Origin of the sequence: Streptomyces sp. DH-12, assembly GCF_002899455.1 — a bacterium.
In the GTDB taxonomy this organism is placed as follows: Bacteria; Actinomycetota; Actinomycetes; order Streptomycetales; family Streptomycetaceae; genus Streptomyces.
Genome location: NZ_PPFB01000001.1, coordinates 3,796,496 through 3,809,773 on the forward strand (window position 1 = coordinate 3,796,496; position 13,278 = coordinate 3,809,773).

Genomic DNA, 13,278 nt, shown 5'->3' on the forward strand with positions numbered 1-13,278 from the left:
ACGACCGGGCGCGGGAGTGAACGACGGGTGAAGCCGGGGCGGCATCAAGGGGGCGTGCGCCGGAGCGGGCGAGCGGCTTGCGCCGACCGGATCGCACCCTTGACAGAGACGATCCCGTACACCCCACCCTGCCCAAGATCGCCCCCGAGGGCCGCTAACCTTACGTGTCCGTCCTGGCCAGGGTTTGACGGGCACCAACTCACGCGAAGGGTTGCGCACATGGGCATTCTCACTCTCCTGCGGAACGCGTTCGGCCGGTCACGTAGAGCGAAGTCCGCCGAAGCGGAGGGTGCGGCGCCGGCCGCCGAGGCGACGGAAACGGCGGCTCCGACGACGCCCGAGCCGTCCCCGGAGCGCACGGTCCCGTCCCCGTCCCCGTCCCCGGAGCCGTCGGCCTCCGCGGGCACCCCTGCGACTCCGGCGACCCCGACGACCTCGACGGTCCCGGAACCACGTGAAAGCGACGAACACGACCTGGTGAGCGCGGCTTTCGACAGGGTGTCGGTCCCACGTCCGACGCGGCCGTCCGGCGAGGAGGAGAAGCGGTGGACGGAGACGCCGAAGCCGGAGCGGGAGCGGGAGCGGGCAGCGGAGACGCCGGAGCCGGAGTGGGAGGCTGAGGCGTCGAAGCGGGAGCGGGAGCCGAAGCCGGAGCGCGAGGCTGAGGCGTCGGAGACGGAGACCCGGGCTCAGGCGTCGGAGACGCAGCCCGAGGAGACGACTCCGGAGCCGAAGACGGCCCCTGAGACGGAGCCGAAGGCCGAGGCGGAGCCCGAGAGCAAGCCCACCCCGGAGCCGGAGCCGAAGACCGAGGCGCAGGCAGAGCCGGAAGCGGAGCCGGAGCCGGAGGAAGCCCTCGCCAGGACCGAGGCGGCGACCACGGCCGAGGAGCCCGAGGCCAAGCCGACCCCCGAGCCGGAACCGACGCCCGAAGCGACCCCGGAGCCCAAGGCTGAGCCCGAGCCCGAGGCCGAAGCCGACGCCGACGCCAAGCCGAAGGCAGAGGCGGCCCCGGAGCCCGTGGCCGCCGCCGAGCCGGAGGCAGCACCCCGGTCCGAGGCCGAGGGAACCGCCGAGCCCGGGGCAAAGGCGGAACCGGAGCCCGAGCCGGCGCCCGAGCCGAAGCCCGCAGCTCAGGCACCGGAACCGGAATCGGAATCGGCACCGGCACCGGAGTCCACGCCGGAGGCGACTCCCGCAGCCGCCGACGACGAGCAGGTCCCACAGGGGCCACCCGCACCCGACGACGAGACCCGCACGGGTGGTGCGGGTGGGAGCGAAACCCCGGCCGAAGGCGAAGCCGAGGCCGAGGCCGAACCCCGCACGGCCCCCGCCGGCAAGCCCGCCACCCCCGCCACCCCTGCCACCGCGCTCCGCGACACCACCCTCACCACCGCCTACAAAGCCGCCGGCACCGTCCTCGAGCAGCACAACCTCACCGGCGCCCGTGCCAAGGTCCACCTCGTCCTCGACCGCTCCGCGTCCATGCGCCCGTACTACAAGGACGGCTCGGCCCAGGCCCTCGCCGAGCAGGCCCTCGCCCTGGCCGCGCACCTGGACACCGAGGCCACGCTCCACGTGACGTTCTTCTCCACCGAGCTGGACGGCACCGGCGAGCTGACCCTCTCCGACCACGAGAACAAGATCGACAAGCTGCACGCGGAGCTCGGCCGGATGGGCCGTACCAGCTACCACGCGGCCGTCGAGGCGGTTCTCGGCCGGCACGCCGAGGAGCCGGCCGGCACCCCCGCCCTGGTGATCTTCCAGACGGACGGCGCCCCCGACGCCAAGACCCCGGCCACCAAGGCCCTCACCGAGGCCGCGGAGAACCACCCCGACGTGTTCTTCTCCTTCGTCGCCTTCGGCGAGCACGACAACAAGGCGTTCGACTACCTCCGCAAGCTCAAGACCGGCAACACCTCCTTCTTCCACGCGGGCCCGGCCCCCCGCGAGCTCACGGACAAGGAGCTGTACGAGGGCGTCCTGGCGTCCTGGCGCCCGTAGGAAGCACTGCCCTCACCCACCCCCACGGGGGGTGGACGGAGAGAGGGACGGAACCCCCGTCCACCCCCGTCCACCCCCCGAAACGCGTGTGAGTCGATCTCCCCGGGACCAGTAGGATTTCGCCCATGGCGGCCACTGGATCAGAGAAGCAGGGGGCGAAGGCGTTCTACGTCACGACCCCCATCTACTACGTCAACGACGCTCCTCACCTGGGCCACGCCTACACGACCGTCGCAGGCGACGTGCTCACCCGCTGGCACCGCCAGCGGGGCGAGAAGGTGTGGTACCTCACCGGCACGGACGAGCACGGTCAGAAGATCATGCGCACGGCCGAGGCGAACGGGGTCACCCCGCAGGCCTGGGCCGACAAGCTCGTCACGGAGGCCTGGAAGCCCCTGTGGGAGCACCTCGACATCGCGAACGACGACTTCATCCGCACCACGCAGAAGCGGCACACCGACCGCGTCCAGGAGTTCGTGCAGGACCTGTACGACAAGGGCGAGATCTACAAGGGCGGCTACGAGGGTCCGTACTGCGTGGGCTGCGAGGAGTACAAGCTCCCCGGTGAGCTGCTCGACGGCGAGGGCGAGTACGCGGGCCAGAAGCTGTGCCCGATCCACAAGAAGCCGGTGGAGATCCTCAGCGAGGAGAACTACTTCTTCAAGCTCAGCGAGTACAGCGAGAAGCTCCTCGCGCACTACGAGGCCAACCCCGGCTTCATCCAGCCGGAGTCCGCGCGCAACGAGGTCGTGAACTTCGTCCGCCAGGGCCTGCAGGACCTCTCCATCTCGCGCTCGACGTTCGACTGGGGCGTCAAGGTCCCGTGGGACGACAGGCACGTCATCTACGTGTGGGTCGACGCGCTGCTGAACTACGCGACGGCGGTCGGCTACAACGAGAACCCGGAGAAGTTCGGGTCGACGTTCCCCGCCGACGTGCACCTGGTCGGCAAGGACATCCTCCGCTTCCACGCGATCATCTGGCCGGCCATGCTGATGGCGCAGGGCCTGCCGCTGCCGGGCAAGATCGCCGCGAACGGCTGGCTGATGGTCGGCGGCGAGAAGATGAGCAAGTCGAACCTGACCGGCATCAAGCCGCAGGACCTGACCTCGCACTTCGGCGTGGACGCGTACCGCTGGTACTTCCTGCGCGCGATCGCGTTCGGCCAGGACGGCTCCTTCTCCTGGGAGGACTTCTCCGCCCGCTACACCAGCGAGCTGGCCAACGACTACGGCAACCTCGCCTCCCGTGTGGCGGCGATGGTCGGCAAGTACTTCGGCGGCGAGCTGCCGGCCGCGACGGCCGACGGCGACGCCGAGAAGGCGGTCCACGACGGCCTGGCGAAGGCCGTCGAGGAGGCCGACCGCCGCATCGGCGAGGAGCTGGACTTCCAGGGCGGCATCCTGGCGGTCTTCGACTTCGTGAAGCAGGTCAACGGCTACATCACCGAGCAGGAGCCCTGGAAGGTCGCCAAGGACGACTCGCCGGAGGGCAAGGCCCGCCTGGCGACGATCCTCTACACGGCCGCGGAGTCCCTGCGCGCGGTGGCCGTCCTGCTGAACCCGGTCATGCCGGAGACCTCCCAGAAGCTCTGGGACTCCCTCGGCGCGGAGCCCTCCCTGGGCGCCCTCGCCGACCAGAAGGTCCAGGAGTGCGGCACCTGGGGCCTGCTCCCCGCCGGCTCCACGGTCACCAAGGGCGCGGTCCTCTTCCCCCGTCTCGAGGAGAAGCCCACCGCGTAACACGCTCGCTACAGCAGGGCCCCGGGAGAGAACGACGCTTCTCCCGGGGCCCTCCCCTTTGCGAAGATCGCGTCAAGGCGGCCCGAACGTCCGGCCGCGCTCACGACACACGGGGGGACCCGCACCATGGCACTTTTCGGCAACGCGCACACCGTCGACCCGGCCAAGGCCCAGCAGGACTACGCCCGGCTCCTGGGCCACGGCGAGCAGGTGCACGCGGCGTTCCTGCTGATACGCGACACCATCCTGTTCACGGACCGCCGGCTGATCCTGGTCGACAAGCAGGGCATCACCGGCAAGAAGACCGAGTACCACTCGATCCCGTACCGCAGCATCTCCCACTTCGCAGTCGAGACCGCCGGCCACTTCGACCTCGACGCCGAGCTGAAGATCTGGATCTCCGGCTCCCCCACCCCGGTGCAGAAGACCTTCACCAAGGGCGTCGACATCTACGAGGTCCAGGCGATCCTCACCCAGTTCGTGGCGCGGTAGCGCGGCGCGCTGCGCGCCCGGGTGCGGGGCACGTCAGTCGATGGCCCTGCTCCCGGACGCGTACGCCACGAAGTCCGCCCATGCCTCCGGCGCGACGGCGAGGCGGGGGCCGGCGTCCCGGCACTTGGAGTCGCGGACGTGGACGGTGCCGGGGGTGGTGGCTACCTCGACGCAGGAGTCGCCTTCGTTGCCGTCGCTGTAACTGCTCTTGAACCAAGCCAGTTCGGAGACGTCCCCGGCGGAGTCCTTGCGGATCATGTTTCTCCCAGAAGTTGCTCGATGAAAGCCAGCGACTCCCCCGGTGGGAGGGCCTGCGCCCGGATGGTGCCATACCGCAGCTCAAGGATGCGGAGCTGCCTCGGATCGGAGATCGGCCGCCCGTTGAACGCACCGTCAGACCGTCCCACGGCCGTTCCGTCCTCGAACTTCAGCAACTCGATCTTGCCGTCCAGGCCCGGGTGGGTCTCCCGGTGGGTCGGCATCACTTGGAGGGAGACGTTACGCAACCGCCCCACCTCCAACAGACGTTCGAGTTGTCGCCGCCACACCATTGTGCCCCCGAGTGGCCTGCGAAGCGGCGCCTCTTCCAAGACGAAGGCGAGCGCGGGAGCAGGGTCCCGATCAAAGATCGACTGCCGAGCCACGCGAGCGGCGACCATCCGCTCAACTTCCGCCTCCGAGTACGGAGGTTGCCGTGATTCGAAGGCCGCCCTGGCATGCTCAGGCGTTTGCAACAGCCCGCTGATGCTGTGGCACACGTACACGCCGATCTCGACCGCCCGCGCCTCCATCTGGGCTAGATCCCGGACCTTCTTCGGGTACCGGACCCTAGCCACGTCCTCCTTCATGGCCGAGAGCAGCCCACCCGCCCCCAGCACCTCGTCCGCCCTGTCCAGATACTCCGGCCGGGGAATCCGCTTCCCGCTCTCGATCTTGTAGACGAGGTCCTCGCCGTACCCCACGGCCTTGCCGAACTCGCCGGCCCGCATGCCGACCGCTTCCCGCCGCAGCTTCAACTGCCGCCCCACGGTGGCGACCACGGCCACGCCCCACTCGTCGTCCGGGTCCACCTCCCACCCCGGCTCGTCAGCCTCCGTCCTCAGCTGCCGAACCTCGCCGTCCACCGACATGCGCGCCCCTCCGTCGTACCGGGTCGTACCAGCCACGCCCTACCCGTACGCACCGCCCCGACAAGCCCGGACACCACCGGACAACCACGAGACAGTCACCGTACGCAACCACGGCGTCACTCCCCACGGTAGGCATATCCGGACACGCTGAGTGACGTGAACCAGAAAATCACCGCCCCCGGACACACCGTCCGCAACTTCAGCGTCCTGCTGTCCCCCACACCCCGAGGCGCCCGCCTCGCCCGCCTGTTCGCCTCCGAACAACTGCGCGCCTGGGGACTCCCGTTGGACCCGGCCCAGCTCATCGTGGCCGAGCTGGCGAACAACGCCGTCACCCACGGCCGCGTCCCCGGCCGGAACGTCCGGCTCCTGCTCTACGTGGTCGGCGGGACTCTCCGGATCGAGGTGACGGACACGCGCGGTGACCGGCTCCCGGATCTCCGGTCCCCGGACCCGGACGCCGAGACCGGCCGCGGCCTGACCCTCGTGGCCGCCCTCGCCGACCGCTGGGGCGTCACCCACGACCTGCCGCCCCGCAAGACGGTCTGGGCCGAACTCACCTTCCCCGCACCGCAGTCACCGGAACACGACTCCCCGCGCTCCGGCCGGACCTGCGCTCCCTATGCACCACCCACGGGGGAGAAAGCACCCCACCAAACCCCACCCCTCCCTCCCGCCGGGCAAACTCACTCCCGCGAGTGAATATGCCCCTGTGAGCTGGATTCAGGACCGGTTGCCTGCCCTACGCTCAGCGCCAGCAGTACGCACACAACCCCAGACATGCGACGGCCCTCGCCGGGACTGGCATCCCAGTGCGAGGGCCTGACCACCGAGGAAGAACGGCGCTTCCCGATGGATACCGAAAACCCTAGCGTGCCCATGCGCGTCCAGTCCCGTATCCGGGGCAAGAACCACCCCGACGGACAGCCGTTCGCCGGCGTCGTCCACGACCACGTCCGCCACACCGAGAACTTCACGGTGATCGGCAACGACCTGGCCCAGCACCCGGAGCTGTCCCTGCTCGCCATCGGACTGGCCTGTTACATCCAGTCCGTGCGGCGGGGCACCGCCGTCGACATCAAGACCCTCGCGGCCCGCTTCCCCGAGGGCCCCACCCGGATCGCCGCCGCCCTGCGGGAGCTCGAAGCGCACGGCTACCTGCGCCGCACCCGCGAGCGCACGCCCACCGGCCGGATCGTCACCCGCACGGTGTCCTGCAACCGGCCGGGGCACCACGCGGCGCGGGAGACGGCCGCCCGCAGGCCCGCCCGCCGCACGGCCCCCGACGAGCCCACGCCCCGCAAGCGGCGCCTCCCCGCCGTGCCCCAGCCGTCGCACCCCTGGCCCGCCCTGCTCCAGGCGGCCCTCGACGTCCTGGCCGGCCTGCGCCGCCAGGACCCCCGGCTGCTCCTCTCCGCCACCGACGCCGAGCACCTCGCCCCCGGCGTCGCCGCCTGGCTGGAGCGCGACCTCACCCCCACCGCCGTACGCCACGCCCTCGCCGCGGACCTGCCGGACGAGCCCCTGATCCGTCCGGCCGCCTTCCTCGCCCACCGCCTGACCGCCCAACTCCCGCCCCCGCCGCCGCCCCGGCTACCGGCCTCACCGGCCCCCGGTCCCCGTCCTCCCCTCCAGAACTGCGACGGCTGCGACCTCGCCTTCCGAGCACCCGAACCGGGCAGGTGCCGTAAGTGCAGAGAGCGGGACGCCCGCGTGCCGGGAGACACCGGCGGTGGTGAGATCCACGCGGCAGGATGAGCCACGGCCGCAGCGCTCGCCGTCACATCCCTCACCCCACGGCGTCCATCCGTACCCGACAGGACTTCATGTGCTGCCTTCCTTCACCGCGAACGGATTCCTTCCGCTGGGCCGCCACTCCGTCTCCTTCGACGAGGCCGAGGCCATGCTGGTCACCGCGCCCACGTTCCGGGACTCTGCGACACGCCGGTCATTGTGGGACGGACTGCACGACTATCTGGAGCGCTTCTTCACTCTGGAGGACACGTACGCGGACCTCATGGACGGACACATGCTCATCCACAGACTGTGGCTCGGCGGCAGCTTCGTGAGCACGAAAACCGATCCGGGGAACATCGACGTGACTGTGCTGATCGACGTACGAGCCGAACGTGCCGTCCGCGGCAGACCCGGCTCCAAATGGCTGACCACCGCTTTTCAGAGCCGGGACAACATGCTGCGCAGGTTCGGAGTCTCACCGGTCAGGGTCGGGTATCAGCCCGTCGGCCACGTCTTCCGGCCGGAGCGCTTCACCGCCGAGGAGCGGACATACTTCATGGAACGGGGTGTGTGGGACGACTGGTGGCAGCGTTGTCGGTTGCCCGGACAGACGGATCGTTCCCCGTCCCCGGGGAGTGCCGCCCCGGCACGCGGATACCTGGAGGTGCGACTGTGACCACCGGCGACAGCTGGCGTGAGCGCAGGCGTGCGCTGCTCAGGGACGATCCGGCAGCGGCCGAGGCCGCCGAGCGCCTTCTTGAGGACATGGGCACCGAGGAGCGGGACGACGAGGAGGTCGAGGCCGGGCACCGGGCCGGCCGCCTCGCCGCGGTCCGTGCCTTCGAGCCCGACGCCCGCCTCGACGAGGAACTGCGGCTCCGGCTGACCGGTCCGGACACCGAGGGAGGCGCCCTGCGCTTCCAGTGGGGTGACGCTCTGCTGAACCCTGTGGAGAACGCGCTCTCCGTCGCCGCGGGCACTCCGATCCAGCTGGAGCTCACGGGCATCTCGGCCGGCAGCACCGTGGTCCACGCGCGTCCCGTGCCGTCCGTGGTCGTCCCGGAGACCACGGCCATGGATGCGCCCGCGACATCGGCCGCGAGCACCGGCATGCAGATGCTCACCAGGCTGCTCGGTGCGCTGGAGGCCGAGCAGGACGTCCGTGAATGGTCGCGCCTGTTCGACGCGGTGGACGCCCTGGCCCGGGCTCTGGGCAAGTACGAGCTCGACCTGGGAGTGACCTGGTACGGCGCCGACGGCGACATGCGCAGGGCTCAGCTCACGGAGCGCGGCAGACGCCACGTCGAGCGGCTTCGTGAAAAAACCAGGGCCCGTGACCAGGAACTCATCATCTCGGGCCGCGTCACCGAGCTCCGCGAAAGCGGCTGGGTGAAGGTCAAGACGGGCACGGCCAGGAACGCCCAGGCCTACGACGTCCACTTCGAGGAGCCGGAGACACTGCTGCGGATGCGTCCCGGACTCGGGGACAACGTGCACTTCCGGGTCCGTTTCCGTCAGCGCCTCGATGCGGTGGGAATCGCCCGGTCGACCGAGTACACCTATCTGGGTCCGGCGGCGGAACAGTCTTCCCTGCCGCTCGAACCCTGACCTGGCCGCCCGGCATTCATCCCCGTGAGCGGCGACGACGTGACTTGCCCACCCGCGTCCGGTCCAGTCGTACCGCTGCCCCGTGGTCCTTCACCAAAGGCGTCGGCATCTACGAGGTCCAGGCCGTCCTCACCCGGTTCGTCGTGCGCTGACCGGATTCCCGAACCGGCGGGAACGTTCATCCTGACCTCGAACGAGTGAACGCGTCCGCATACCCCCGGCCGCATGGCCATGAGCGCCCTACCGTGCGCTCATGGTCACCGCAACACACGAGGCCTCCCACCGACTGTTCCAGGAGCATCCGGAGGCCCTCGCGCCCGTCTTCGAGGCACTGGGGCTTCCGCCGCCCGTGAAGACGGACTTCCACGAGCTCTCCCCGGATGTCACCGAGATCCGCCCGATGGAGCGCCGCGCGGACACGGTCCTCATGTTCGAGCCCGACATGGGCGAGCACTTCGTCCTGGCCGTCGAGGCCCAGACGAAGAAGGACCCGGAGAAGGCAAGGAACTGGGCGTACTACGTCTCCTACTTGCGCGCGAAGTACGACCTGCCCGTGCTGCTGGTCGCGGTCTGCCGCGACCCGTCGACGGCAGCCTGGGCCATGGGCCCCTTCGAGTGCTCGGTCGGCCCCTGAACGACCCAGGTCACCCGCCCCTTCGTGCTGGGACCGCAGACCGTGCCCGAGGTCACCGACGAGGCGGTGGTGGCCCAGCAACCGGCTCTTGCGGCGCTCTCGGCCATCGTGCACAGCCAGAGCAAGCGGGCCACGGCCATACTGGAGGCGGTCGCCCGCGGACTCGTGTCCTTCGAGCCGGACGTCACGAAGTACTGGTTCGAGGTCGTGGAAGTCGGGCTGGAGTCCACTCCGGCCAGGGAGAACTGGAGGAAACTGATGCAGGATGTCGTCACCTACTTCCCGGGACACGGCACGCTCTTCGAGGAGAAGTACCTTGCGGGGAAGAGCGAGGGGAAGAGTGAAGGGAAAGCCGAGGGTAAGACCGAGGACATCCTGCGCGTGCTGACGGTGCGCGGGCTTCCGGTCCCGGACAACGTCCGGGAGCGCGTCACCGGATGCACCGACCTCGACACCCTCACCGTGTGGTTCGACCGCTCCCTGACCGTCTCCAAGGCCGAGGACCTGTTCACCGACGAAACGGAAGACACGGCAGCTTCCTGAGTCCCGGCCACCGGTGATCGAATGGCCGCATGCGGCCCGAGCACTGTGTGACCAGGAACCACATCGAGGTGTTCCACAACTGAGGTGCCGACGCCGGCAACAGCAAGGGCCCGGAACCAGCTCGGTCCCGGGCCCTTCGCCTACCCTGCGCCTACTTCGGCTGCGGCTTCCGCACCGACAGGTGCAGCTCCTTCAGCCGTGTCTCCTCCAGCTCCGTCGGCGCGCCCATCATCAGGTCCTGGGCGTTGCCGTTGAGGGGGAAGGCGATGGTCTCGCGGATGTTGGGCTCGTCGGCGAGGAGCATGACGATGCGGTCGACGCCGGGGGCGATGCCGCCGTGCGGCGGGGCGCCGAAGCGGAACGCGCGGAGCATGCCGGCGAACTTCTCCTCGACCGTCTCGCGGTCGTAGCCAGCGATCTCGAACGCCTTGAGCATGATCTCGGGCTCGTGGTTCCGGATCGCGCCGGAGGACAGCTCGACGCCGTTGCAGACGATGTCGTACTGCCAGCCCAGGATGTCCAGCGGGTCCTGGGTCTCCAGGGCCTCCAGGCCGCCCTGCGGCATCGAGAAGGGGTTGTGGGAGAAGTCGATCGCGCCGGTCTCCTCGTCCTTCTCGTACATCGGGAAGTCGACGATCCAGCAGAAGCGGAAGACGTTCTCCTCGAAGTGGCCGGCGCGCTTGGCGGCCTCGACCCGCACCGCGCCCATGATCTTCGAGACCTCGTCGAACTCGCCCGCGCCGAAGAACACCGCGTGGCCGGGGGCCAGCGCCAGCCGCTTGGTCAGCTCCGCGACGTTGTCCTCGGTGAGGAACTTCGCGATCGGACCGGTCAGCGAGCCGTCCTCGCCGACGCGCACCCACGCCAGGCCCTTCGCGCCCTGGGAGACCGCGTAGTCGCCGAGCTGGTCGAAGAACTTGCGGGGCTGGCCGGAGACGTCCGGCACCGGCAGCGCGCGCACGTGCTTGCCGGCGAACGCCTTGAACTCCGAACCCTCGAAGACGTCGGTGATGTCGACGAGCTCCAGCTGGGCGCGCAGGTCCGGCTTGTCGGAGCCGTACTTCAGCATCGCCTCGCGGAACGGGATGCGCGGGAACGGCGACGTCACATGACGGCCGTTGCCGAACTCCTCGAACAGCTCGGTCATCAGCTTCTCGATCGGCTGGAAGACGTCCTCCTGCTCGACGAAGCTCATCTCGACGTCGAGCTGGTAGAACTCGCCCGGCGAGCGGTCGGCGCGGGCGTCCTCGTCGCGGAAGCAGGGCGCGATCTGGAAGTAGCGGTCGAAGCCCGAGATCATCAGCAGCTGCTTGAACTGCTGCGGGGCCTGCGGCAGCGCGTAGAACTTGCCGGGGTTCAGGCGGGAGGGGACCACGAAGTCGCGCGCGCCCTCGGGGGAGGTCGCGGACAGGATCGGCGTGGTCATCTCGTTGAAGCCCAGCGCGGTCATCTTCTGGCGGATCGCCGAGATGACCTGCGTGCGCAGCATGATGTTGCGGTGCATGCGCTCGCGGCGCAGGTCGAGGAAGCGGTACTCCAGGCGCCGCTCCTCGTTGACACCGTCCTCGGTGTTGATGGTGAACGGCAGGGGGGCCGCCTCGCCCAGCACCTCGACCTCGGAGACCTCGACCTCGATCTCACCGGTCGGCAGGTCGGGGTTGACGTTCTCCGCACCGCGCGAGACGGCCTTGCCGTCGACGCGGACCACGGTCTCCTTGGAGAGCTTGTCGAGCGCCTCGTACGCCTCGGTGCCCGGACGGGCCACCAGCTGGGTGATCCCGTAGTGATCGCGCAGATCGATGAAGAGGATGCCGCCCAGGTCGCGCCGATTGTGCAGCCAGCCACTCAGCCGGACGTCGGTGCCGACGTCAGAGGCGCGGAGCTCGCCGCAGGTGTGGGACCTGTACCGATGCATCGTCGTTCATCCAGCCTTCGCGGATCGGGGTCGTCGTTTCACGTGAAACTCCCCCCAAGCCTACCGGCCGGGCCAAGATCGCCGCTCCGCCATAACCCATGGGGCGGGCAAACGACATGGGTGGAAGTTTCCGGGAGCATCTTCCCGAAGTGGTGCAATGCGCACTGGTGAGCCCCTGCCCGCCCTGGGGGAACGCGAAGCGCGCTACCCGCCCACCTGACCGCTCGCGCATCGCTTCGGCTGTCCGAAATGCCGACCAATGCGCTGGCGCACACCGCCCCCGCGGCCGCGGCAAGAGCATCTGGTGCGAGCTCCACGAACAGAAGAACGGCGACGGTCCCGGCTGACCGGGACGCCGGGACCCCGGGAACGCCAGGGGCCCCGCCCGGTGCCGGGCGGGACCCCGCGGACCGAAGAGGCTCAGGCCCCCTGCGGGCCCTCCTCCGTCATGCCGTGCACGGCGGGGACGGTGCCGAGACGGCCCTTCTGGAAGTCCTCGAAGGCCTGCATCAGCTCTTCCTTCGTGTTCATCACGAACGGCCCGTAGTGCGCCATCGGCTCGCGGATGGGCCGGCCGCCGAGCAGGACGACCTCCAGGTCCGGCGTGTGCGAGTCCTGCTTCTCGTCCGCGCGGACGGTCAGCGAGCCGCCCGCGCCGAACACCGCGGTCTGCCCGAGGTGGATCGGACGCCGCTCGGCGCCCACCGCGCCGCGTCCGGCCATGACGTACGCCAGACCGTTGAAGTCCTCCCGCCAGGGCAGGGTGACCTCCGCGCCCGGCGCGAGCGTGGCGTGGACCATCGTGATCGGCGTGTGGGTGATGCCCGGGCCCTCGTGGCCGTCCAGCTCGCCGGCGATGACGCGGAGCAGCGCGCCGCCGTCCGGGGAGGTGAGCAACTGGACGCTGCCGCTGCGGATGTCCTGGTAGCGGGGGGCCATCATCTTGTCCTTGGCGGGCAGGTTCACCCACAGCTGGAGGCCGTGGAACAGCCCGCCGGACATCACGAGGTGCTCCGGCGGCGCCTCGATGTGGAGCAGGCCGCTGCCGGCCGTCATCCACTGGGTGTCGCCGTTGGTGATGGTGCCGCCACCGCCGTGCGAGTCCTGGTGGTCGAAGATCCCGTCGATGATGTAGGTGACGGTCTCGAAGCCGCGGTGGGGGTGCCAGGGGGTGCCCTTGGGCTCGCCCGGCGCGTACTCCACCTCACCCATCTGGTCCATCATGATGAACGGGTCGAGGTGGCGGTGGTTGACCCCCGCGAACGCCCGGCGCACCGGGAAGCCCTCGCCCTCGAAACCGCTGGGAGCGGTCGTGACGGCCAGCACGGGACGCGCCACGGCGTCGGCGGGAGCGGTCACACGGGGCAGCGTCAGCGGGTTCTCGACGGTCACTGCAGGCATGGGTACCTCCTCGGGTACGCCCAGTTTAGTTGAGCGTTGAACTTCTTACCACCTCGAACCGACGAAGCCCGG

Annotated in this window: 13 protein-coding genes; 9 read left to right on the top strand and 4 right to left on the bottom strand. The window is 69.7% G+C overall.

Annotated features, from left to right (window positions below):
* Window positions 1-219 precede the first annotated feature (219 nt).
* The 3 genes from C1708_RS15940 (at window position 220) to C1708_RS15950 (ending at window position 4,238) form a co-directional block, all read left to right on the top strand.
* Window positions 220-2,004 (top strand): VWA domain-containing protein, encoded by a 1,785-nt coding sequence (locus C1708_RS15940; protein ID WP_106413310.1) that lies wholly within the window; start codon window positions 220-222, stop codon window positions 2,002-2,004.
* A gap of 125 nt (window positions 2,005-2,129) precedes the next feature.
* A complete protein-coding gene (gene metG / locus C1708_RS15945; protein ID WP_106413311.1) occupies window positions 2,130-3,746 on the top strand; it encodes a methionine--tRNA ligase in 1,617 nt (538 codons plus the stop codon).
* A 126-nt stretch (window positions 3,747-3,872) separates the two neighbouring features.
* Entirely contained in the window at window positions 3,873-4,238 is a 366-nt protein-coding gene (locus C1708_RS15950) for a PH domain-containing protein (protein WP_106413312.1), read from the top strand.
* 33 nt (window positions 4,239-4,271) lie between these two features.
* Here C1708_RS15950 and C1708_RS15955 read toward each other — a convergent pair whose 3' ends face one another.
* Complete coding sequence (locus C1708_RS15955; RefSeq protein ID WP_106413313.1) at window positions 4,272-4,496, bottom strand: DUF397 domain-containing protein; 225 nt, start codon at window positions 4,494-4,496, stop codon at window positions 4,272-4,274.
* Complete coding sequence (locus tag C1708_RS15960) at window positions 4,493-5,368, bottom strand: helix-turn-helix domain-containing protein (protein ID WP_198602512.1); 876 nt, start codon at window positions 5,366-5,368, stop codon at window positions 4,493-4,495. The genes C1708_RS15955 and C1708_RS15960 overlap by 4 nt, the downstream gene beginning before the upstream one ends.
* A 156-nt stretch (window positions 5,369-5,524) precedes the next feature.
* On the opposite strand from C1708_RS15960, the gene C1708_RS15965 reads away from it, so the two are divergent.
* The 6 genes from C1708_RS15965 (at window position 5,525) to C1708_RS35835 (ending at window position 9,890) form a co-directional block, all read left to right on the top strand.
* Complete coding sequence (locus C1708_RS15965; protein ID WP_241911267.1) at window positions 5,525-6,070, top strand: ATP-binding protein; 546 nt, start codon at window positions 5,525-5,527, stop codon at window positions 6,068-6,070.
* Between the two features lie 150 nt (window positions 6,071-6,220).
* Window positions 6,221-7,126 carry a helix-turn-helix domain-containing protein gene (locus C1708_RS15970; RefSeq protein ID WP_106413314.1) on the top strand — a complete coding sequence of 302 codons (906 nt, stop codon included), beginning with the start codon at window positions 6,221-6,223 and terminating at the stop codon, window positions 7,124-7,126.
* A 70-nt stretch (window positions 7,127-7,196) separates the two neighbouring features.
* Complete coding sequence (locus tag C1708_RS15975; protein ID WP_106413315.1) at window positions 7,197-7,781, top strand: DUF6932 family protein; 585 nt, start codon at window positions 7,197-7,199, stop codon at window positions 7,779-7,781.
* Complete coding sequence (locus tag C1708_RS15980; protein ID WP_106413316.1) at window positions 7,778-8,713, top strand: hypothetical protein; 936 nt, start codon at window positions 7,778-7,780, stop codon at window positions 8,711-8,713. The genes C1708_RS15975 and C1708_RS15980 overlap by 4 nt, the downstream gene beginning before the upstream one ends.
* A gap of 253 nt (window positions 8,714-8,966) precedes the next feature.
* On the top strand, window positions 8,967-9,347 hold the full coding sequence (locus C1708_RS35830; RefSeq protein ID WP_342210897.1) for a hypothetical protein: 381 nt from the start codon (window positions 8,967-8,969) through the stop codon (window positions 9,345-9,347).
* 42 nt (window positions 9,348-9,389) lie between these two features.
* Window positions 9,390-9,890, top strand: coding sequence for a hypothetical protein (locus C1708_RS35835; protein WP_342210898.1), 501 nt, complete (start codon window positions 9,390-9,392; stop codon window positions 9,888-9,890).
* A 151-nt stretch (window positions 9,891-10,041) separates the two neighbouring features.
* On the opposite strand, the gene aspS is transcribed toward C1708_RS35835, so the two are convergent.
* Together aspS and C1708_RS15995 are read right to left on the bottom strand one after the other, a co-directional pair.
* Window positions 10,042-11,805 carry an aspartate--tRNA ligase gene (gene aspS, locus C1708_RS15990; RefSeq protein ID WP_106413317.1) on the bottom strand — a complete coding sequence of 588 codons (1,764 nt, stop codon included), beginning with the start codon at window positions 11,803-11,805 and terminating at the stop codon, window positions 10,042-10,044.
* 420 nt (window positions 11,806-12,225) lie between these two features.
* Window positions 12,226-13,206, bottom strand: a complete 981-nt coding sequence (locus C1708_RS15995) for a pirin family protein (RefSeq protein WP_106413318.1) — start codon at window positions 13,204-13,206, stop codon at window positions 12,226-12,228.
* Between the last annotated feature and the right edge of the window lie 72 nt (window positions 13,207-13,278).

Coding starts and splice junctions, on each gene's coding strand:
- metG (WP_106413311.1), top strand. CDS start 2,130: ATGGCGGCCACTGGATCAGAGAAGCAGGGGGCGAAGGCGTTCTACGTC.
- aspS (WP_106413317.1), bottom strand. CDS start 11,805: ATGCATCGGTACAGGTCCCACACCTGCGGCGAGCTCCGCGCCTCTGAC.
- C1708_RS15995 (WP_106413318.1), bottom strand. CDS start 13,206: ATGCCTGCAGTGACCGTCGAGAACCCGCTGACGCTGCCCCGTGTGACC.
- C1708_RS15955 (WP_106413313.1), bottom strand. CDS start 4,496: ATGATCCGCAAGGACTCCGCCGGGGACGTCTCCGAACTGGCTTGGTTC.
- C1708_RS15950 (WP_106413312.1), top strand. CDS start 3,873: ATGGCACTTTTCGGCAACGCGCACACCGTCGACCCGGCCAAGGCCCAG.
- C1708_RS15970 (WP_106413314.1), top strand. CDS start 6,221: ATGGATACCGAAAACCCTAGCGTGCCCATGCGCGTCCAGTCCCGTATC.
- C1708_RS35830 (WP_342210897.1), top strand. CDS start 8,967: ATGGTCACCGCAACACACGAGGCCTCCCACCGACTGTTCCAGGAGCAT.
- C1708_RS15960 (WP_198602512.1), bottom strand. CDS start 5,368: ATGTCGGTGGACGGCGAGGTTCGGCAGCTGAGGACGGAGGCTGACGAG.
- C1708_RS15940 (WP_106413310.1), top strand. CDS start 220: ATGGGCATTCTCACTCTCCTGCGGAACGCGTTCGGCCGGTCACGTAGA.